Origin of the sequence: Sphingobacterium thalpophilum (assembly GCF_901482695.1) — a bacterium.
GTDB lineage: Bacteria > Bacteroidota > Bacteroidia > Sphingobacteriales > Sphingobacteriaceae > Sphingobacterium > Sphingobacterium thalpophilum.
Genome location: NZ_LR590484.1, coordinates 1,690,183 through 1,711,498 on the forward strand (window position 1 = coordinate 1,690,183; position 21,316 = coordinate 1,711,498).

Genomic DNA, 21,316 nt, shown 5'->3' on the forward strand with positions numbered 1-21,316 from the left:
GATACGGCAGCTCGACGCGAAATGAATATACCAGGGCCGGTTTAGAAAACCGGCCCTGGTATATTGAATAAGAAACTAATACTGTGCATTAAAATTTGTAGCTCAATGCAGCTGCCACATTCCGCGGATCGATCTGATTGATAAATCCGCCACGGAAGTATGAATTTAAACCGATCTCGTTGGTGATATTGTTGACAAACACTTTGGCATCAAACCGCCGCCATTTGTACCCGACCTGTGCATTTAAAGTGGTATAAGCCGGCATATTGAATGGCTCAGTTCCATAATACTCGCCATGCCCATTCGGTGTCAAGCTGTACTCATTGACCGGACGATCTCCAACATAATAAACCCCGGCACTCAAACTCAGATTTTTTAAGGCGCCCTGATTAAAGACATACTGCACCCAGGCGTTTGCGGTGTGTTCTGGAGCATTCATCGGAGCAGAGCCATTTACGTAAGAAGGAGAATCTTCATATCTCGCATTGAGGTATGCATAGCCCAACATCACCGTCAGATTTTCCAATATACGACCATTTAATTCCGCTTCGATACCATCTCTTAAGAGCGAGCCCGCCTTGAAATAAAACGTTTCTTCAATAGAGCTTCCTGGTTTGTAGGCTTGATTAGTTAAATTAGAGGTATAAATATGGAAGTAAGTCAAATTAAACCGTAAGCGATTTTCCAACCAATCGGACTTGATTCCACCTTCAAATTGCTCTGTTCGGGATGGGCCAGCAGTCGTGCCATCTTCTAAACGATTTGCAGCACTTCGGAGATTGGTCGAATTCGTATAGGATCCGAATATGTTAAAGTTTTCAAACGGTGTAACAATAAATCCAGCCATTGGATTCCATGCGGATTCTTTTTTATTTCCGGTGGAAACAAAATCTTTCGTAATAATCTCGGAATATCTCAGACCTAAAACAGCTTTAATATATTTATTGAATTCGATCACATCCTGTGCCATAAAGCCTATACTCGAATAATATGACCGCACTCCCTCACCAGCGGTAAATTTTACCGTTTTTCCTTTTTGCTTAACCCCGTTCTTGTCAATGTACTCAACCGCCGACAAATCATTGGTCCAATCTCCCAATACATCTATCTGATCAATACCGACACCTTTTCTCTCGTTGATATCATATGGAGCGATATCCGTTCCTGAAACTGTTGCTGTATAGTTAGTACTGGTAGCATCAGCAATTCTATAGTCTACACCCGCTTGGACCAAATGTTTCACTCCTCCTGTATAGAGATCCTTTCCGATTAAATCAAATTGAAAAGTTTTATTTTTATCGTCTCGGGTGTTTCTGCCAACAAATCTGTTAAACATGTTAAACTTGGACTCTTTATCCTTAATTAATTTAACAGATGAAGATTGATTATCTACCTGATAAGATGAGGTAGCAAATGATGCCCGTACACTCCAACGATCCGTCAATTCATGATTGATCTGTCCCATAAAGCTCTTCATTTCCGTGTTATTATTATCCGAATTAAATCCAAGAAAACGATTATTGGGAATGACATAAAGTGCATTAACCGACTGTGAAGTATCCCTATTTACAGCCGAATTGACCGGTGTACGATTATCATTAAAGTAGTCCCCTTCGATCGTTATGGTGGTTCGGTCGGTCGGTTTCCAGGCCAGCGAAGGGTTTAGGTATACGCGGTTGGCCGATACGCCTTTACGGAAACTGTCGCCCCGTTCGTAGGCTCCATCCATGCGGATTGCCACGGTCTGTTTTTTATCCAGTACGGTCTGAAAGTCAAAAGTAGGCCGGAATTGTCCCCAGCTACCCACGCGTACCCCGACTTCGCCCGAATTTGTGAAGTTTGGTGTTTTCGTTACCACATTGATCACCCCCCCTGCGTTACCGAGATCGGTAATAACGCCCTGAGTCACGGCTGCAGATCCCTTGATCATCTGAATGGATTCCACTCCCTGCATATCCACAACGCCGGAAGCCGTCTGAAACTGTGAGTCCATCCGCACCCCATTTTTTAACACGGGGACTCCGCGGAAACCCCGGGTGGACAGCGATTCTTTGACACCACCGTAGGAGCCGAATAGGGTGACCCCCGGAATATTGCGCACCGCGTCTGTCAACGTCAGAATACCCTGATCCTGGATAACTTTGCTGGAAATAACAGAGATACTCTGAATCTGATCCGATGGCTTCAACGGCATGCGCGTGATCATTTCCAGACCTTTCGGCTTCTTATTACGCTCACCGAACACCTCAACCTCATCAATAGCCTGCTCATTGCTCACCAAAACCACCGGCTTGATGACCACTTCACGGCTCGCAGCACTAAATACATAATCGATGGATGTCGATTGATAGCCTAAATAGGAAAATCGGATCACCGCATCTTTATCCACGCCGTGCAGTCTAAAATGACCCTTATGATCGGTACGCACGGTTTGATCACCGACTGAAACGGTTACTGAACTAAGTGGATTGTCGTTGGCATCAATGACTTTTCCTTTGACTATTCCGGAAGTTTGACCATATAAAGCGCTCGCAAATAAGCAAGTGGAGGCAAGTGCAAATAAGTGTTTGTCCATGTTAATATACTGGTAATTATTTTTAATTAATCTAAATAGATGCCTCAAAGGTATAAAATTTATTTTATTTAGAACAATTAAAGACAGAAAAGCCCTGAATCTTCTCAGATTCAGGGCTTTTCTGTTTAAACACGAAGGGTATTAATCAAACTTCCATCGCACAAACGCTTCGATAGCTTCATAGTTAGCCAAACCTAAGCGGTCGTACAGGGCTGCAGTCTCACTCGTACGATCTTCTGCACGGACCCAGAACTCGCGCGGATCATCTCCCGGAAATACAGGTAAATCTTTTTGCGACTGGTGTTTGAAGATCGCAAGACGTTTGCGATAGACCTCCTGGGGAGAGAGCGGAACTGCCATTTCGATTTCATGAATCGGATATTCGTGCCATGCCCCCCGGTACAGCCACAACCAGCAGTCTTTAGTCCATTCATCTGTTTTGCTTAATCTTTTCAGGGCTTCAAACAAAATATCGAAACATACTTTGTGTGTTCCGTGCGGATCAGCAAAATCGCCTGCAGCGAATACCTGATGCGGTTTGACCTGACGCAATAATTCCATGGTCTGCTGGATATCATCTTCGAAAGACACCTCTTTGGCAAATTTCTGTCTGTCGTAGAACGGCAAATCCTGGAAATGAATATTCTCGTCTGGTAGTCCGACTAACCGGGCACCTGCAATGGCTTCACCCTTACGGATCAATGCTTTGATTTTGCGGACGAGCTCCGTATCAATCTGATTGGGCTTTTTCGTTGCAAAGATTGCTCTTTCCTCGTCATAGATCCTATTGATCTGTGCTGCTTCTGCTTCTGCTCCGATCTGCTTGGCTAAGTCTTCGGCAAATTCCAGGTAGCGCACCACATCATCATCCCATACTGCCGTGTTCCCACAGGTCTGATAGGCCACGTGTACGTTGTGTCCCTGATCCGCCAGACGGATAAAGGTACCTCCCATCGAGATCACATCATCGTCAGGGTGCGGAGAAAACACGATAACATTCTTCTTGGCCGGATTAGCACGCTCCGGACGCTGTGAATCATCCACATTGGGCTTCCCTCCGGGCCATCCGGTAATGGTATGCTGCAGTTCATTAAAAATACGGATGTTGATGTTATAAGCGGGACCGTTCTCCGTCACCAACTTCGCCATACCGTGGTTGTTATAGTCTTCGTCTGTCAGCTTTAAGATCGGTTTGTTGATTTCCAAGGACAACCATACAACGGCCTTTTTAATCAATGAAGGCGTCCAGGTTACATCTTCGGCGAGCCAGGGAAGATCGAAGCGGGTCAACAGGGACGCTGCAGCTTCATCCAGAATAAACTCCACATTATCGGATAACTGTAGATAGGTTGCCGGAATCTCCGATGAGATCTCGCCTTCTACAGCTTTTTTGATAATCTCGGCTTTCGTTTCGGTCCAGGCCATCAAGATGATCTCCCTGGCCTTAAAGATCGTACCTACGCCCATGGTAATGGCTTTTCGAGGTACATTTTCTTTACCACCGAAAGCACGGGAGGCATCGCGGCGTGTCAGGTCATCCAAAGTAACGATACGCGTACCGGAGTTGGGCGCGGAACCGGGTTCGTTAAAACCAATATGGCCGGTACGTCCGATGCCTAATAATTGAATATCTAAACCTCCGGCTGCCGTAATCTTCTGCTCATATGCTTCACAGAAAGCATTCACTTGTTCAGGCGCCAGGGTACCATCTGGAATATTTACATTAGCCCGATCAATGTCCACGTGATCAAACAGGTTTTTGTTCATGAATGTCACATAGCTCTGATCGGCATCAGGTTGCATGGGGTAGTATTCGTCAAGATTGAAGGTAATCACGTTCTTAAAGCTTAAACCTTCCTCTTTATGCAAGCGGATCAGTTCTTGATAAACCTTCACCGGCGTAGCTCCAGTTGCGAGACCTAGAACTGCTTTTTCACCTTTCTCCTGCTTTGCACGAATAATTTCAGCGATACGATTTGCAACGTTTTTCGAAGCTGAATTTTGATCTGGATAGACGCTTACGGGGACTCTTTCGAAGCGCGTTTCTTCCAATAAATTTAATCTAGCCATTTTATGGATATATTGATAAACGTGAATTACAAATTTATGAAATTAGTGAGTTAAGTTGAAGCAAAATTTTAATAAAGTCCCTAGTTTTTAATCATATTTTAAATAAAACCTTTTAGCAGAAGATCACAGCATGAAAAGGGCCTAAATATGGGCCAAAATACTGATCGCTTTCTGTAAGGTATCATCCTGCTTCGCAAAGCAGACACGCAAAACCTGCTGATCTGTAGGCTCTTTATAAAACGCGGACAGGGGTATGGTCGCTACTTTGTGCTGCCGGGTCAGCATGCAGGCAAAGTCAACCTCTTTTTCGCTGCTGATGGCGCTGTAATCCAAATTCAGGAAATAGGTCCCTTCGCAGGGCAGAACATGGAAACGGGACTGCTGGAGTCCTGCTTTAAGTAAATCACGCTTTTTTTCAAAAAAATCCGCCAGCCCACGCACGTATGCGATGTCATGCAGATATTCGGCAATCGCATATTGCATGGGTGTATTGACACTGAACACGTTAAATTGGTGCACTTTCCGAAACTCGTGTGTAAAGGCCGCAGGGGCTATACAATAGCCGACCTTCCAACCGGTTGTATGTAATAGCTTGCCAAATGATGCTGCCACAAAACTCCGCTCCCGCAATCTCGGAATGTTCAGAACAGACTGGGGCTGCGCGCCATCGAACACGAGATGTTCGTAAACCTCATCGCTCAACAGCAGGGCATTCGTTCCGTCGAGCAGTACAGCAAGTGTCTCCAGATCTTCTCGTCCAAGCACTTTGCCCGTAGGATTGCTCGGGTTATTGATGATGACCAATCTCGTTCTGTCATTGATCAGCCCCTTTACATATGTCCAGTCAATACGGAAATCCGGTGCCAGCAAACGCACCGGAACGACCTTTCCACCAAACAGTTCGACTGTAGGGGCATAACAGTCGTAAGCGGGTTCGAATATAATCACTTCATCCTCCGGCCTGACGATAGTCGCTATGGCTGTGAATATGGCCTGGGTCCCGCCGGCAGTTACGGTAATCTCATCCTGAGCGTCAACCAAAATATTATATATAGACTCGTATTTTTTTGCGATGGTGTCACGCAGTGCCTGCACACCAATCATGGGAGCGTATTGATTGTGCCCTTCTTTCATGGCGTCGGCCACCAAGCCTGTGAGCCTTGGATCGGTATCAAAATCAGGGAATCCCTGTGAGAGATTGAGGGCTCCATATTCGTTGGCAAGCATTGTCATTTTGGTAAAGATCGTCGTACCGACATGTGGGAGTTTAGTGATTAGGCTGAAGTTCATTTTTTGACATTTAATTAATCTACCTGATTAGTGGATTTTATTATATTTGTAAATATATACAAGATAGCAATATGATAAAATACATCACACTACTTTTTTTGATCCTACCTTTTGTGGGATCTGCCCAGAAAAAAGAACGAACAAAAGAGGAGTATATCGCAAGGGTCAAAGCTGCTCCCGATTCGATCTCTACTTTGGTGGATCTACGGCGTGTAGGAGGTTATGATCCTGTATATACCGAATTACAGGCGCTTTATAATACGTTAAGTGATGCCGTCAAGAGTTCTGAGGAAGGTAAAGAGTTTCAAGAATATCTAAATACGCTTGAGACCGTTCAGATCGGAAAGATGGCGCCTGCATTTACACAGAATGATACCTCGGGTAATCCTGTGCAGCTGTCAGACTTTAAGGGCAGATATGTTTTGCTCGATTTTTGGGCTTCCTGGTGCCCCGACTGCCGCGTGGAAAGTCCAGACCTGGTGAAAACCTATCAACAGTTTAAGGGCGACAACTTTGAAATTCTCGGCATTTCCTTTGACAAAGACCGCAACTCATGGATCAAAGCCATCCACGCCGACAAATTGCATTGGCGCCATGTGTCGGACCTAAAGCGCTGGCAAAACGATGTAGGTACACTGTATGGTGTGAAATCCATTCCGCAGAATGTACTGATCGACCCCAATGGAAAAATCATTGCAAAAAACCTGCACGGCGATGCTTTGCGGGCCAAGCTCAAAGAAGTATTAGCCAAATAAAGCGCTAAAGACATCTTCGAGCTTGGCCACCGGCCGAATAGCGATATTGTATTTTTTGGCGTCCAGCCCCTTGGTATTGAATTTGGAAATGAAAATACCGTCAAAGCCGAGCTTCTCTGCTTCCTGAATGCGCTGTTCGATACGGTTTACGGCGCGGATCTCCCCTGAAAGTCCCACTTCGCCGGCGAAGGTCAGATTGGTACGGACTGGCATATCCTGCTGTGAGGATATAATGGCCACGATGACAGCCAGATCGATCGCGGGATCTTCCACACGGAGGCCGCCGGCTATATTCAAAAAAACATCCTGTGCACTCAGCCGGAAACCAAATCGCTTTTCCAAAACAGCTAATAGCATATTTAGCCGCTTGGTATCATAACCTGTGGAGGAACGTTGTGCTGTACCAAAAGCAGAATTGCTGACCAGCGCCTGCACTTCGATCATCATCGGCCGCATCCCTTCCAGCATGGCGGCGATAGAAACGCCGCTCACCGGTTCGTCGCGTTGCGAGATCATAATCTCTGAAGGATTGGATACCTCGCGCAGGCCAGATCCCTGCATTTCATAAATACCGAGCTCGGAAGCCGAACCGAATCGATTTTTAACTGCGCGCAATATACGATAGACATGGTGGCGGTCTCCTTCAAACTGCAGCACCGTATCCACCATATGCTCGAGGACTTTCGGCCCAGCGATGGATCCATCTTTGGTAATATGTCCCACGATAAATACGGGTGTACTGGTTTCTTTGGCAAAGCGTAATAATTCGGCAGTACACTCACGTACCTGGGACACCGAACCGGGCGCGGATTCGATCTGTGCAGAATGCAAAGTCTGGATCGAATCGATCACAATCACATTGGGCTGCACGGTCTCGATCTGCTTAAATATATTCTGTGTAGACGTTTCGGTCAGGATATAACAATTGGCTCTGGACGACTGCGACAATCGTTCGGCACGCATCTTGATTTGCTGCTCGCTTTCTTCGCCCGAGATATAAAGCGTCTTAACCTGCGGGATGGACAGCGCCAACTGCAACATCAACGTGGATTTGCCTATTCCGGGCTCACCGCCTATCAAAACCAGTGACCCGGGCACGATGCCTCCGCCGAGCACGCGATTGAACTCCTGATCAGGCGTCAAAATGCGCGACTCGTCCTGGTAGACAATCTCATGGATGATCGCGGCTTTGTTGGCCCGTTTGGTGTTTCCTACGGTTGTCGTACTACGCCATTCCGGAACTTTCGAGCCCGCCTTTTCGACTACTTCTTCCACAAAACTGTTCCACTGCTTACAGGAAGGACATTGCCCCATCCATTTAGGAGACTCGTAACCGCAGTTTTGACAGAAGTATGCTGATTTTGATTTTGCCATTCTACGAAATTACAAATTATACTGTTAAATGAGCAATCACATTACAGCTGTCCCCGCATTGGCGAAGTATGGGCTAAATCCGCGGTACGTGCGTTTATCGTACGCCTTCATTCTCTTTTAAGATCCTCAGGAAATTTTGTCCCATGATTTTGGCAATATCTTCCTTTTTATATCCTCTTTCCAGAAGCGCTTTTGTCAGCACAGGAAATTTAGAGACATCTTCCAGGCCTTGTGGGGCAGATTCTATGCCATCGAAATCAGATCCGACAGCCACATGCTCAATGCCCACTTTGCGGACCAAATAGTCTATATGGTCCAACAACTTGGACAAGGGCGCATCGGCCTGACGCTGCAGCTCCTTAGGCAACTGTTCGTACATGGCCCAGGTACTCATGCTCACATCTGGCCGCCCAAAGTGTCTGCTATAGATCGCCTTTAGTCTTGTTTCGTAATCTGGGTCCAGAAAACCGGAATAAAAATTCACACCAACGACCCCACCGTTTTTTTTCAGGGCTTCCAGCTGCGCATCTTTCAGGTTGCGGGGATGCGGACAAAGGCTGTAGGCATTGCTATGCGATACCAATATGGGTTTGTCAGTAACAGCGATAACGTCATAGAAGGTCTGTTCGCCGGCATGTGATAAATCGACCATCATGCCGATCTTATTCATTTTCTTTATGATTTCCTTTCCAAGGGCTGTCAGTCCTTTTCCTTCCGCCGCCATCGTCTTATCAGACTCCATGGCGGCACAGCTTGCCCAGGCCAAATTATAGTTCCAGGTCAAGGTCAGGTATCTGGCGCCTCGTTCATGTAGCCTGACGAGGTTCTCGATACTGTTTTCAATCATGTTTCCACCTTCTATACCTATCAGCGCCGCTATCTTTCCTGCCTGCAGGATGGGACCAATATCGGCTGACGATTTGGCCAGCGCAATTTTATCTGTATTGGCAGCAATCATTTTTTCCAGTGCGTCTAGCTGCTCGTTGGCATGCCGGAAGGCCCCTGACCGCCATTTTGCATCGTCCGACCAGACGGCAAATACCTGCACATCTACACCTCCTTCTTTTAGCCGTGGCAGATCCGTGGATCCCGAGGACAGACGCTGACCGATATCTTTTCCGGGCAAAATCGATTCATAGATCACGTCATTGTGTCCATCGACCACGACAAGATCATCGTGAAACAGTCGGTCATCCTGCCCACTGACCAGCTTAAAAGCTATCATACCTACGATCAACAACAGGTTACGTATCATCTCTTAGCTTCATTGATTGTTTCGTAAATAGCATCCTGAATACGGCTGCGGATATTGAGGTCGAGTAATTTTGTGCTGACCTGCGGGTGTACACGATTGGACAGAAAAATATAGATCAGCTGGTTTTGCGGATCGATCCAGATGCATGTACCTGTGTAGCCGGTATGGCCAAATACACTGCTATTGGCCAGCTTGGAGGGATATTCGTTTTTTGGATTCGGATCCCAACGGTCAAAGCCCAACCCTCTGCGACTTGTCGCAGATTGTCTGGAGGTAAAGAGATCGACGGTTTCGGATTTGAAGTACCGCTCGCCACCATATTCGCCTCTGTTGAGCAGGAGTTGTCCATAGATCGCCAAGTCATTGGCAGTAGCGAATAAACCGGCATGACCTGCAACGCCCCCGGCCATGGCTGCTCCCTGATCGTGTACGTAACCCTCCAGCAGCGTTCGGCGGAAAGAAGTATCCTGTTCGGTCGGAACAATCTCGTATGGCGAGAACCGCTCTCTTGGCAGATATCCCGCACGGATCATACCGAGAGGCCTGTAAAACTGTTCCTGCACATACTCCTGTAACGGTGTCGCCGTCTGGTGTTCGGCAACTTCTTTCATGACATACATGCTGATATCACTATAGACATAGCTTCCCGTAGGTTTTACAGCTGAGCGCAACATTTCGGGCCACATTACATCGCGATAATAATGGTTTAGGATATAACTGTTGTCAGCCATCTTGACCTGATGCTGCGGATCCGGCGAAGCTACTACATCGCCGGGCTTCAGATGTCTGTAGAAAGGAATAAATGGTGTAAAGCCCGCTTCATGGAGCATGACAGAACGTAGTTTGATATCCCTTTTATTGGTCATCCGTGCCTGCCAGAGGTAATACCCCATTGTGCTGTCCAGATTGATCACATTCTGTTCAGTCAGCCGCATGATAGCAGGTGTCGTGCCTGCTATCTTACTGACCGACGCGAGATCAAAAATATCGTTTATCCGTGTCGGCACAGCTCTGGAATAGGTATGATATCCGTAAGATTTTTCGAGCAGCACTTGCCCGTCTTTGATCACCATAACGACAGCTCCCGGCGTCGCCTGTTTATCGATGGCCTCCTGGGCTATGGCATCGATCTTCTTGGTCAGCTTCTTTAGGTCCAGTCCGGAACTGGTGCCATAACTGTACTGCAATCTGGTTTGGGCAGTCTTCACGTCGCCGGCCGTAATCGGGACACCACCGAAAATAGACATCGCCGCATTACGCTGGCCAAGTTCGGTAAATGGAGCCTGTAGTTCAATCAGGTCCGATTGCAGATGCCCGGACAAGGCCTCTTTCTGAACCTCATTCTCGACAAAATGACAAAGTATAACTTTCTTATTGTTGCGTACAGCCTGATTGAGCTGGGTCAGACAATCTGCATCCAGGTCATCTTCCTTTCCCCCAACAATGATGGTATTATAATATTTAATATTCTCATCAAACTTGCTGAAATCAAATAGGTCGACTTGTGCATACCGCGACAACTGCGCTGTAAAAGCTGCGTACTTATCTGCATGGGGTACCACAACCGCTATACGCAGTTGGTCCAGATGCGTTAAAGGCAATAGCTGATCGATATTGTTATAAAGGACGGTTTCGTTTTTTAAGCTGGACTTATATTGGGCGAACAAGGGGGAAATACAGAACAAACCTGCAAATAACGCCCCAAAAAATCGTTTTTTCATTCTGTTTTTATCGTTTTTTAGGTTCTATCAAATAAAAATACGAATAAATTGTACACGGGTCGACCTTTCCGCCAAAAAAATCATTTTTGTTACGTATAATCTTCAAGCGGCTTATTCCCGCATCTTTGGGCATAGGTAAAAATCTTTTTTTTCTGTAAGTTTGATCAATGCCAGAACTGATTCACGATAGAACGATTTTTTCCCTGCTGGAGGTAAGCCGCAGTATCCAGAAGACATTGGCCGAACGGTACAAGAGTTTATATTGGATCAAGGCAGAAATGAACAAACTCAACCACTACACCCATTCGGGGCATTGTTACCCCGAACTGGTTGAAAAGCAGGACGGCAAAATAGTCGCTGAGATCAGATCGACCCTGTGGAAGGCCGATTTTAACCGCATCAATTCCAATTTTCTGAAAGTTGCACAGGAACCGCTCAGGGAAGGCATAACGATGCTGTTTCAGGCGGCCATTTCCTACGATCCTATGTATGGTTTGAGTTTAAGAATAGTGGATATCGATCCGACCTTTACTTTGGGGGAGCTCGAAAAAGAAAAACTGGAAAGTATCCGTAAACTTAAGGAAGAGGGAATCTATGGTGCCAACAAAATGCTACCATTTCCGCTAGTTCCGAAAAGGATAGCAATTATTTCGGTAGAAACCAGCAAAGGCCTTTCCGACTTTTACAAGATCATTCATCAGAACCCCTGGGGCTATAGGCTAGAGTGCACGCTGTTTCCTGCGCTGCTACAAGGCGATAAGTCCATTCCTTCCATCATCAGGCAGTTAGCGGTTGTCGCGGAACGCATCTCTGAATTTGACGTTGTTGCCATTATTCGCGGCGGCGGTGGCGAGGTGGGCCTATCGAGCTATAACAATTATCTGCTGGCACGGGCTATAGCGATCTTTCCAATCCCGGTATTAACTGGAATTGGCCATTCTACCAACTATACAGTAAGTGAGATGGTCGCCTACAAGAATGCTATAACGCCCAGTGAGCTTGCCGACTTTCTGATTCAGAAGTTCCATAATTTTGCGATCCCCATAGACAGATCTGCAGAAGGAATACAGCAACTTGTCCGCTCCCGTTTTAAGGAAGAGCGCAACATGCTCTCCCAACTGACGACTCAGATCCAGTGGGCTGGCAAAAGAGAGCTCCAAGGGGCTCGTACCCGCGTGCAGGATCTCCAGAATGAACTCCGTGCACTTATCCGCCTACGTTTCTATGAACACCGTACCGCATTGGATCATACCGAACGCATCGTGCAGCTGTCGGACCCGATGCGTCTGCTAAAACAGGGTTTTTCGATCACAAAAGTCAATGGCAGATTACTTCAGTCCATTGAGCAGCTCTCGCCAGGGGATGTCATCCACACGCTATTGGAAAATGGCACTGTTGTCAGCACCGTTCTGGACATGCAGCCTGCCGATACGACAAAAGAAAATCACAAACCGGACGATAATTAAAGAAAAATCGTAATTTGTACCTTATGGATCCAACAAACTACACCTATACCGATGCCTACAATGAGCTGCAATCCATTGTAAGAGACATTGAAAACGGCACAACGAATATCGATGAGCTGGCCGAAAAAATCAGTCGGGCCTCTCTGCTCATCGAGGTATGCAGAGCCAAGTTAACGGCCACCGAAGACGAAGTCAGCAGCTTACTGCAGAAGATATCTCCTGCGCAGGAGCCCGACCAAGAGGAATAATACAATCAGAGTGCCCTGAGCTTAGCAGGATATACTGCATGGACAAGTGCACGAGCAAGGACACGGTTTGGGTCGACCACGGCCATGCCGTTATGATCTCGTTCTGGAATGGCCAATGGCAACTCTGCGCACCCCAGCACAATAACCTGTGCCCCTTGTTTCTTCAGTTCATCCATCACCATCAGCAGGTCTTCTCTCGCTTTGTTGGCAACAGGCTCCGGCTGGGCCTTGATCCCGTAATCCTTATCGTAGATCGCACTGTTTACTTTGTCCTGCTGCGCACTTTCGGGCTCGACCACAGAGAATCCTTTTTTCATGAAGAGTTCCCGGTACAAACCGTACGATTCGGGACTTGCCGTCGACAGCACGCCAACTGTACTTTGCGGATAATTCTGCTCGACAAAGCGCACCGTCTCATGGACGATATGCAGCAATTTCAGCTGACTGCCGAACTGGGCCATCTCATCCTGAATGACCGAAAAGATGGGTGCTGCATGGGCCGTATTGGATGGTATGGCTGCAACAGTCGCACCAGCCTGCTCCAGCTGCTTTAATACCGCCGCAATGGCTCTAGCCGGATTTTCATTTGTACGATCCAATAAATAAGCTGTACGGTCCGGAATCAGACCGGGACAAGAAAACAACAACAGTGGCAAATGTTCCTGATCGGACTTTGCCACTGTCTCATCAATGATTTTACGGGCTATGTCTAAGCCCGCATAAGGGCCAAGCCCTCCTACTATACCAATCATAATTACTATTACTAGACCTTAGGTATAACCAATAGCATGCCGAATGGTTTGTAGAAAATTACCATTCAATCGCTTGATCCTCGTCGGGGATCTGCGTATTGAGCTGACGTTCCAATATTAATGAACCGGATACCTTGAACTTAATAGCCGTAGTCGAAACCAAGGTGTAATCGGTGAATTCATAATCAATATTGTTAAGGGTAATGTACCGGTGCAATAGATAAGGACGAACAGCGTCCATCTGCTCGGATACCGTATAGCTTGCATCTTTATTGACTTTAAATTTCATATTAGGGTTTTCGGCATGAAAACTTACCCCTCCTTTATCGTTAAACGTAGCAAAAACCTTATAATTTTTCCTATCCTTACGCTCCTCATCAATATTTCCGGCATAAAAGAAAATCGTATGTTCATCGACGACATAACTCTTGATCTCGCTTTTTACGATCGGCGTTTCGTTTTCATGCCCTTCCATAACGACTTTCAGGGCGGTCCCGCTATAGGTCCCCGAATAATTGTTGAAAGGATTGATGCGCAACAACGCTTTTCTATAATGTTTGCGGGGATTGGCTTTGTAGGTGTTGGACGGGTCATCCAATATGGTCAAGGGAAGCACCCATTTTTCCACCATATCGATGCCCTTTAAGGAAAAGTCTATCGGCAATAGTCCGGTGTTATCTCCAGATTTAAGATTGACGATTGGAGGAATGGTATAGTAATTTTCAGGCAATTGTTTATAATAAAAGTCCTCTCTGTTCTGGAAGCGCGCATAGTTGATCACGCCGAGCGTATCAGCATCGACACCTATGTTAACCCGCAGATCTGTATCATTTGTAGTCGACCCACTAACTTCCAAGGGTTGATAAAAAGTTGTCTTAACACTTTCTCGATACCGGACGTAGATGTTAGTGACCCCCTCGTTTTCTAAAGGGGCCTTAAAAGAAACATAATGTTGAAATTGCTCGTCCTTCCATTCGTCGTTACATGAGCCACAGATAAAAAGTGAAATGGCCAACAGCAACAGTTTATATAACTTATTCATAAGCTTCGGATTTAATTAATCGTTATAGGTCCATCCTGGGTTCTGTGTCAGGTTTTTATTGCGTTTAAGTTCGGTATGACTGATCGGCCAGAACCACATTTTGTCTGCAAAAGTTGTTTTTAATGTCCAGACGGCGACGGGCTGATGAAAAAGATCCCGTTCCTGCTCATTCATCAAGACATTGCATCCGTACACAGGCAAGGATTCTTCAACCGGCGCATCCATCCAGCGTCGTAAATCGTAATAACGTTGCCCTTCGCCCATAAGTTCGATAAAACGCTCTCGCTTTATCGTTTTGCGCAGTTCGTCTTTACTACTATAGGTACTGGCAGCATAATCAGGTACGCCGCCACGGATGCGCACAGGCTGAATACCTTTCTTAATTTCGGCGATGTCACGGCTTATCGTATAACTTCCGCCTCGCCAAGACGGCACGGTATATGAACCGCTTAACTCATTTAATGCTTCTGCATACATAAGCAGAATATCTGCGTAACGGATAGCAGGTTCGGCCTTAGCGACAATACGTGAGCCAAGGCCGCCTTCGTACGTATCACTTGGGTGAACAAACTTTTTCACCCCAAAGCCTGTGCGCAACCAATATCCATTAGCAGAGTTAAAGCCATTTCCTTTGGGGTCCGCGCTATAATAAAAGATTTGTTTGTTGCGATTTTCCTCTTTCGTCTCGTTAAGCAAAGTCCAAAAGCTGCCATTAAAAGCCACCGAGGCATAAAACCGAGGCTCACGGTTAGCATATTGCAGCGAAACTCCCGGACGTAATGGCCTGTATTTTTTTGCGTTATAATCTTCCTGGCTAACGTAACCCGCAACTCTGTGTGAACCATTTCCACGCCCGATTTCATTATCTTTACCAGGCACATCTGTACCATCATTCATGTAGTAGGCGTCCACCAGCTTCTGCGTGAGCCCATGTGTATTCCATCCTGTTGCAGAACGCGGTAATTGATGGATTACCATTTGGTCAACCCCCTCATTCTGCTGATTTTTCCCGCGTGTAAAGATTAATTCGGGGTTACCCGAAGCGGAAAGTGTGCCATCGAAAACTTGAGCGTAAGATTTTTCAGGATCTATATTGGCCCAGCCTGCAGGCCAATTTTTATCGGAAAAATTATGATCCTGAGGAGGTGTGATAGTCGCGTCATCACCGGTCTCCTGAAAAGGAGCTGTATACAGCTGATATATGCCCAGTTCCATCACATCCCGCGCCGCCGCCGCTGCTTTGGCCCATTTTTCCTCCTTATAATCTGCAGAGAGCAGACGTTTCCCTTGTTTATCCACCAGCAATGCCGCATAGCTTGAGTTATTGCCATTGGCCAATGGGCTCGCGGCATAGAGTAGTACCTTGGCCCGCGCAGCTAATGCAGCTCCAACAGTCGGACGTGCTGAACCATCTTGTCCACGCTTCATACCGAGAGCTTCCATCTCCTTAGCGGCCTGCAACAATTCATTACTGATATATTCAGCACATTCTTCATAGGTATTTCTCGAAATAGCCAAATCGTCGTAACTGTCGGTATAATCTAGCCCCTCGTCGGGCAATAACGGAATCGGGCCGTATTTACGAAGCAGTAACCAATAGAGATAGGCCCGGGCAAAACGTGCCTGACCGCGATAATCCGATATTTCAACAGCCGACATTTCCGTATTCATATAAATATACTGAATGAAGGTTGACGCATTACGAATACCGCGATAGGACTGTACCCATGTACCCTGCTTATCACTTTCGGTATATTGCCCCATTTTGAACATATTATACGACAATTCATTCTTCGACGGGTCATAATCTTTGTCACGATCACCATAATACATGTCATCTGCAAAACAATGTGGTGTCAATCCCTTGCTGGCGACATCGGCATTCTCACCTTTAAATTCCTCAAATATATGGGCTAACCATTCTTCCGAATAGCGCTTACTTTTAAAGGTTTTCTCTATATTGAGCCGATCCTTAAAATACTGATCCGACTTGAGATAATCTTTTTTGCAAGATGAGACAAGACTTGCTCCCAGGACAAGCGTTATCACAATATATAATTTGTTTCGTTGCATCTTTATAAATTTTATAGGTTAACATTGATGCCAAAGGTAAATGACTTAGGCAATGGGTAATCTTCTCCCCGTGGCGTCGCCAGCTCCGGGTCCCAAAGCTTGAATTTTGACCAGGTGAATAGATTCGATCCCACGACAAAAATCCGAATGCTATTGGTTTTGATACGATTCGTTAGCTCTTTCGGCAATGTATACCCAATATCGATGGTTTTCAACCGCACATATTGGCCGTTTTTCAACCAAAAGGTCGATTCCCTAAAGTTGTTCGGATTGGGCCCATAGCTTAATCGTGGATATGATGCATTCGGGTTTTCGGTGGATGGATCGCCCGATATATCGGCAGAAATCCAGCGGTTATCGCCCATTACTCCTTTTAACACCTGTCCCCACTCTCCCTCGCTAAAAGCATATACTGTTTTTCCATAGGTAAAGAAGGTCGATTTTCCCGCTCCCTGAAAGTGGACACTGACGTCGAGACTTTTCCAGCTTGCTGATACACCCACCCCATAAACCAGGTTGGGGCGTCTCGTAGCGCCAATAGCAACACGGTCACCATCGTCTATGATACCATCGCCGTTAACATCCTTATATTTGATATCTCCGGGCTGGTATGTACCGAATGTTTGTTTCGGGCTATTACGTATATCATCATAATCTTTAAACAAGCCTAAAGCGATAAGCCCTTTCGCCTGGTCAACACGATATCCTTTTTGATTTTGATAACCATAGACATTGTTTTCTTCGTCAATTTCCGTAATCTCATTCTTACTATAGGTTATATTACTTCTGGCAGTTAAATTTACTTCCCCTACTTTCTGGTTATATAATAGACGACCATCAAAACCGCTGGATTTTACCGCACCCACATTGGCACTAGGAACGGATTCCAATCCCACGAGAGCAGGCAAATAATTCCGAGCCATATAAATGCCCGTACGTTTTTCATTAAAGAAATCCAGGTTGGCAATAATTTTATCCTTAAAGAGTGCCAAATCAAATCCTAAGTTCCTTTTCGTCGCTATTTCCCACGTCACATTTGGGGAGGCCACCTGGCTATATTTAATTGCCTGATACGATCGAATAAACCCATAATCGGCCCAGTCATATCCACCATCAACTTCCGAGATCGTCGATAAATAAGGGAACCGTGCTCCTCCGGCCAATTGGTCGTTACCCACTCTTCCCCAAGAATAGCGGACCTTAAACATATTCATCCAAGAGATATTATCCTTCACAAAAGGTTCCTCCCCAATATTCCATGCCCCTGAAACAGCCGGGAAAAAACCATATTGCCTCCCCGGAGCAAAGTTTTCCGAGCCATTATAACCAAAATTAAAATCGGCGATATAACGCGATTTCCAATTGTAGGTAACACGTCCCGCTAAGGCCTGATTCCTTCTTGCGATTCCATTTTTAATATCATCGCCAAGATTGACGGTTCGAACGAGTGCATCGCGCGTAAAACGGGCAACAGCACCAATATTATGGTTCCCTATACTTCGGTCATAGTTGAACATCATATCGTAAAATTCGCGACGGTCACCACTAGCGCTACTTTCCTGAAATAACTCACGCGGATCGGAAATATGAGTAAATATTAAATTTCCATTTTCATCCCGGGCGCGCTCTGCCCGCCATTGCTCCGGCCATTTTCGGCGGTAAATATTATTATCATTATTTGTGTCGTAACCAATAATACCTCTAAAACGTAGCCCTTTGGTTATAAAATCAAAATTTTGTTCGATGGAAATATTCGTCTGTATCTTATTTTGCCAATTTTCATTGTACCCTGTCTGTGTGGCCACGACCCAGGGATTGGTCTGATTGCCGGTGCCAATGGCAGGAACATATCCATTTGAGTATAGTACTGGTGTCCGAATTGGTGAGTAACCAAATAACACTCCCCAAAAATCATTATCTCCCAAGCCGGGGCTATTTCTTTTATTGAGCGAACCAGCAACACCGATTTTTAACACCGTGCTTTTGGTCACATTAATATCTGTATTCAACCGATAATTATATCTTTTGTAGTTCGCATTTGTATTGTAGTCATTCCGCAATGTTTCGTCGGTTTTATACATACCACCTTCATCGATATAACTTCCGGACAAAAAATAACGCGCAGTAGCTCCACCGCCGGTCATATTGAGATTAGCACGGTAAGTCATTGCGCCATCTTTTAGTAAGAGGTCTTTCCAGTTGACATTCGGATAAAGGTCTGGATCCAATCCCAAACGTAAGATTTCCAGTTCCTCGGGTTGATAAATGGGTTCAAAATTCCGTGTAATACGTGCCTCGTTCAATAAATTGGCATAGCTAACACCATCTTCAAATTCAGGGGTAATCGTGCGGGTATTGTAAATATTCTCATCTTTGAAGTTGATACTAATTTTACCGTCTTTACCACGCTTGGTTGTGATTAAGATAACGCCATTTGCTCCTTTGGAACCATAAATCGCGGTCACGGCTGCATCCTTAAGGATATTAATGGTTTCGATATCTTCAATATTGATATCATTAATATCCCGTTCAATATTATCGACCAAAATAAGCGCTGAGGCTCCTCCACCAAAGGTAGAAATACCGCGGATCCAGAACTCAGTAATATTCTTTCCGGGCTGGCCCGACTGCATCATCCCCAAGACCCCGGGCGCATTTCCGATCAGCGCGTTGCTTATGCTCGATGTCGGATTCCCTTTCATCGTACTCAGATCCACACTACTGGTTGCAGCAGTCGATGTGAGCGTCCGTTGCGTACCGGTACCCGTTACGACGACTTCATCTAACACGCTGGTTTCCGACTCTTTCAATGTCACATTAATAGAATGGACATCTTTAACAAGAATCTCTTGTTTTTGATATCCGACAGAGGAGAAGACTAGCGTTTTGTAGCGTTCGACCTTTATCTTATAATGCCCCTTATTGTCCGTCGTTGTGCCTAGACCGGGTGCGTCTTTCACAGAAATACTGACCCCTATCAATGGAATTTTTTGAGGATCAACAACAACTCCGGTTACTTCCACAATATCCTGTGCCAACGCACTGAAGGTGATACCGAGAAGCAACATACAGGTTAATACTATTTTATTCATCATTTTATGCTAGGTTAATCTTGGTCATTTTCATCCATTTCTTCCAATGCTATTTTGCGGATTCGTCTATTCTCGCGATCCCCGATATAAAAAGCACCTTCTTTTTCATTATAGGCGATGCCCGATGGGCGGTCAAAACGGGCTTCTTCGCGCAGGTCTCCATTGACATAACCATAGGGATTGCTATTGAGACTTGAACTTCCCCTGCCGGCAAAAGTTGTCACAGCACCTTCCGGTGTAAGTACACGGATCGCATGATTCATCATGTCTGTAAAATAAAAATCATATACGTCTGGCTTACCGGCATCCACATATGCCTGATTTTTGACGAATACCCCTTGATAAGGCTGATTGACCCGTGCCGAAGACCCGACTCCATCTTTATAACCAGATTCCCGGACTTTGCCACAGATAAGATAGGGTTGGTTGAATCGCTTTTTTTCCCAATTGTAATCGGCCCGCATAATATATCCTTGATTGATGACCAAGATATAGGCATAATTTCCACTTGGATGGATCAGCGCCCGATATTCCCACTGCGGATCCTGGATTACATATAAGAACTCTGATTTAGTCGTTTTATCTATAAAATATTGATTCAGGTCGAAACGGTAAAATTCGCCTTTTGCATAGCTATTGAAGTACATTTCACCATTGACCGGGTGGATAGATGCCCCATTGCATTGCTTGCTTTTTGTCAGTACTTCTTTATCCAAAAAATTCCTTGCTCGGGAAAATAATAAGGTAGACTCATCATTTTCACCTCCCCTGTCTTGCGCTACAATCATATATTTCCCATCCAGTGAAAAGTCAACGCTTCGCGGTCGACTGAAATCTGAGCGTTTTTTGGTGATTGTACTGTCCTCGAAATTAATCAGGTAAAGACCGTTATTTTCATCGAATGTAACCCACAAGTGTTTTGGGTTAAGCGGATCAAACTTCATGAACGACGACAGCCAAAAACCGCTGGCCATCTTGTTTTCATCCGCATCTTTAAACTTACCGTCTTTCCAGGGCTCATCACCACGTGCATTTCTATAACCAGCCAAGGTTGACACAACCAGTTTGCGTTGATAGTCAAAAAGCGCTTCTGCTTTGCCGACAACAGGTTTTTCGTCTCCGCCCACACGCACCTCAATATCTCCTTTAAAAGCCTGCTTGGGCACCAGACAATAAAGTGACTCACCCAAAACATTGATTACTATAGCTTTTTTCCCGCCGATAAAGACTTCTACATTTTTTGGATCATTGCCAAAATTCTTTCCATAGATTACTAGCCGTTGCCCCATTCCGCCTGATTTGGGTGCAAAGTCGGAGACCACAACAGGTTTAGATGGATCGAAAGGTGCTGCCTCACCGCCAATCTCAGGTGTATCATTTTTGCATGCCCAGAGTCCAAGCATGAGTAGCATAAAAACCCAAAGTCTGCTACGGAGGCGCTGCCTTCCGTGGGCTACTTGTTTTGTTCTCATAAGGTATTATTCGGTTATAATTTGTTCTTAATACTGCCTTCTACATATGCCTAAACGAACAGGTCCTTGACCTGATTCCTTCAGCATTCTTTATTTAAAAGCATGCTGGTTTAACTACTTTCTAAAGGTCA

At 45.6% G+C, this 21,316-nt stretch carries 14 protein-coding genes; 3 read left to right on the forward strand and 11 right to left on the reverse strand.

Translation table 11 applies throughout. From position 1 onward, the window contains the following. Positions 1-88: 88 nt before the first annotated feature. The 3 genes from FGL37_RS07200 to FGL37_RS07210 form a co-directional block, all read right to left on the reverse strand. On the reverse strand, positions 89-2,575 hold the full coding sequence (locus tag FGL37_RS07200; RefSeq protein WP_028069412.1) for a TonB-dependent siderophore receptor: 2,487 nt from the start codon (positions 2,573-2,575) through the stop codon (positions 89-91). A 141-nt stretch (positions 2,576-2,716) separates the two neighbouring features. Continuing rightward, positions 2,717-4,645 carry a glucosamine-6-phosphate deaminase gene (nagB, locus tag FGL37_RS07205; RefSeq protein ID WP_028069413.1) on the reverse strand — a complete coding sequence of 643 codons (1,929 nt, stop codon included), beginning with the start codon at positions 4,643-4,645 and terminating at the stop codon, positions 2,717-2,719. A 141-nt stretch (positions 4,646-4,786) separates the two neighbouring features. Next, the gene (locus FGL37_RS07210; RefSeq protein WP_028069414.1) at positions 4,787-5,935 is read right to left on the reverse strand and encodes a methionine aminotransferase; all 1,149 of its coding nucleotides are present in this window, start codon (positions 5,933-5,935) and stop codon (positions 4,787-4,789) included. Between the two features lie 71 nt (positions 5,936-6,006). On the opposite strand from FGL37_RS07210, the gene FGL37_RS07215 reads away from it, so the two are divergent. Further along, positions 6,007-6,690, forward strand: a complete 684-nt coding sequence (locus FGL37_RS07215) for a peroxiredoxin family protein (RefSeq protein ID WP_028069415.1) — start codon at positions 6,007-6,009, stop codon at positions 6,688-6,690. On the opposite strand, the gene radA is transcribed toward FGL37_RS07215, so the two are convergent. The 3 genes from radA to FGL37_RS07230 all read right to left on the reverse strand — a co-directional run bounded on the left by radA (position 6,679) and on the right by FGL37_RS07230 (position 11,040). Beyond that, entirely contained in the window at positions 6,679-8,064 is a 1,386-nt protein-coding gene (gene radA / locus FGL37_RS07220) for a DNA repair protein RadA (protein WP_028069416.1), read from the reverse strand. The genes FGL37_RS07215 and radA overlap by 12 nt on opposite strands. Before the next feature lie 94 nt (positions 8,065-8,158). Then, complete coding sequence (locus FGL37_RS07225) at positions 8,159-9,319, reverse strand: dipeptidase (protein WP_028069417.1); 1,161 nt, start codon at positions 9,317-9,319, stop codon at positions 8,159-8,161. After that, positions 9,316-11,040: a serine hydrolase domain-containing protein gene (locus FGL37_RS07230; protein ID WP_051606718.1), complete on the reverse strand. Its 1,725-nt coding sequence runs from the start codon at positions 11,038-11,040 to the stop codon at positions 9,316-9,318. Before FGL37_RS07230 ends, FGL37_RS07225 begins: the two co-directional genes overlap by 4 nt. 167 nt (positions 11,041-11,207) lie before the next feature. Between FGL37_RS07230 and xseA the strand changes: the two genes are divergently transcribed. Continuing rightward, on the forward strand, positions 11,208-12,506 hold the full coding sequence (gene xseA / locus FGL37_RS07235; RefSeq protein WP_051606720.1) for an exodeoxyribonuclease VII large subunit: 1,299 nt from the start codon (positions 11,208-11,210) through the stop codon (positions 12,504-12,506). A 23-nt stretch (positions 12,507-12,529) separates the two neighbouring features. Continuing rightward, positions 12,530-12,754: an exodeoxyribonuclease VII small subunit gene (gene xseB, locus FGL37_RS07240; RefSeq protein ID WP_028069418.1), complete on the forward strand. Its 225-nt coding sequence runs from the start codon at positions 12,530-12,532 to the stop codon at positions 12,752-12,754. Positions 12,755-12,759: 5 nt separating this feature from the next. On the opposite strand, the gene FGL37_RS07245 is transcribed toward xseB, so the two are convergent. The 5 genes from FGL37_RS07245 to FGL37_RS07265 are packed head-to-tail and all read right to left on the reverse strand — an operon-like array spanning position 12,760 to position 21,185. Then, positions 12,760-13,506: an aspartate/glutamate racemase family protein gene (locus tag FGL37_RS07245; RefSeq protein WP_028069419.1), complete on the reverse strand. Its 747-nt coding sequence runs from the start codon at positions 13,504-13,506 to the stop codon at positions 12,760-12,762. A 58-nt stretch (positions 13,507-13,564) separates the two neighbouring features. Next, positions 13,565-14,548 (reverse strand): DUF4973 domain-containing protein, encoded by a 984-nt coding sequence (locus FGL37_RS07250; protein ID WP_028069420.1) that lies wholly within the window; start codon positions 14,546-14,548, stop codon positions 13,565-13,567. Positions 14,549-14,563: 15 nt separating this feature from the next. Continuing rightward, positions 14,564-16,621, reverse strand: coding sequence for a RagB/SusD family nutrient uptake outer membrane protein (locus tag FGL37_RS07255; protein ID WP_028069421.1), 2,058 nt, complete (start codon positions 16,619-16,621; stop codon positions 14,564-14,566). Between the two features lie 11 nt (positions 16,622-16,632). Beyond that, entirely contained in the window at positions 16,633-19,716 is a 3,084-nt protein-coding gene (locus FGL37_RS07260) for a SusC/RagA family TonB-linked outer membrane protein (protein ID WP_232048650.1), read from the reverse strand. An 11-nt stretch (positions 19,717-19,727) separates the two neighbouring features. Beyond that, positions 19,728-21,185, reverse strand: a complete 1,458-nt coding sequence (locus FGL37_RS07265) for an IPT/TIG domain-containing protein (protein WP_037532754.1) — start codon at positions 21,183-21,185, stop codon at positions 19,728-19,730. Positions 21,186-21,316 lie beyond the last annotated feature (131 nt).

Bases quoted from the DNA above. Each gene is read 5' to 3' on its own strand.
- FGL37_RS07210 (WP_028069414.1), bottom strand. From the start codon at position 5,935: ATGAACTTCAGCCTAATCACTAAACTCCCACATGTCGGTACGACGATC.
- FGL37_RS07230 (WP_051606718.1), bottom strand. From the start codon at position 11,040: ATGAAAAAACGATTTTTTGGGGCGTTATTTGCAGGTTTGTTCTGTATT.
- FGL37_RS07200 (WP_028069412.1), bottom strand. From the start codon at position 2,575: ATGGACAAACACTTATTTGCACTTGCCTCCACTTGCTTATTTGCGAGC.
- nagB (WP_028069413.1), bottom strand. From the start codon at position 4,645: ATGGCTAGATTAAATTTATTGGAAGAAACGCGCTTCGAAAGAGTCCCC.
- xseA (WP_051606720.1), top strand. From the start codon at position 11,208: ATGCCAGAACTGATTCACGATAGAACGATTTTTTCCCTGCTGGAGGTA.
- xseB (WP_028069418.1), top strand. From the start codon at position 12,530: ATGGATCCAACAAACTACACCTATACCGATGCCTACAATGAGCTGCAA.
- radA (WP_028069416.1), bottom strand. From the start codon at position 8,064: ATGGCAAAATCAAAATCAGCATACTTCTGTCAAAACTGCGGTTACGAG.
- FGL37_RS07250 (WP_028069420.1), bottom strand. From the start codon at position 14,548: ATGAATAAGTTATATAAACTGTTGCTGTTGGCCATTTCACTTTTTATC.
- FGL37_RS07245 (WP_028069419.1), bottom strand. From the start codon at position 13,506: ATGATTGGTATAGTAGGAGGGCTTGGCCCTTATGCGGGCTTAGACATA.
- FGL37_RS07265 (WP_037532754.1), bottom strand. From the start codon at position 21,185: ATGAGAACAAAACAAGTAGCCCACGGAAGGCAGCGCCTCCGTAGCAGA.
- FGL37_RS07260 (WP_232048650.1), bottom strand. From the start codon at position 19,716: ATGATGAATAAAATAGTATTAACCTGTATGTTGCTTCTCGGTATCACC.
- FGL37_RS07225 (WP_028069417.1), bottom strand. From the start codon at position 9,319: ATGATACGTAACCTGTTGTTGATCGTAGGTATGATAGCTTTTAAGCTG.
- FGL37_RS07215 (WP_028069415.1), top strand. From the start codon at position 6,007: ATGATAAAATACATCACACTACTTTTTTTGATCCTACCTTTTGTGGGA.
- FGL37_RS07255 (WP_028069421.1), bottom strand. From the start codon at position 16,621: ATGCAACGAAACAAATTATATATTGTGATAACGCTTGTCCTGGGAGCA.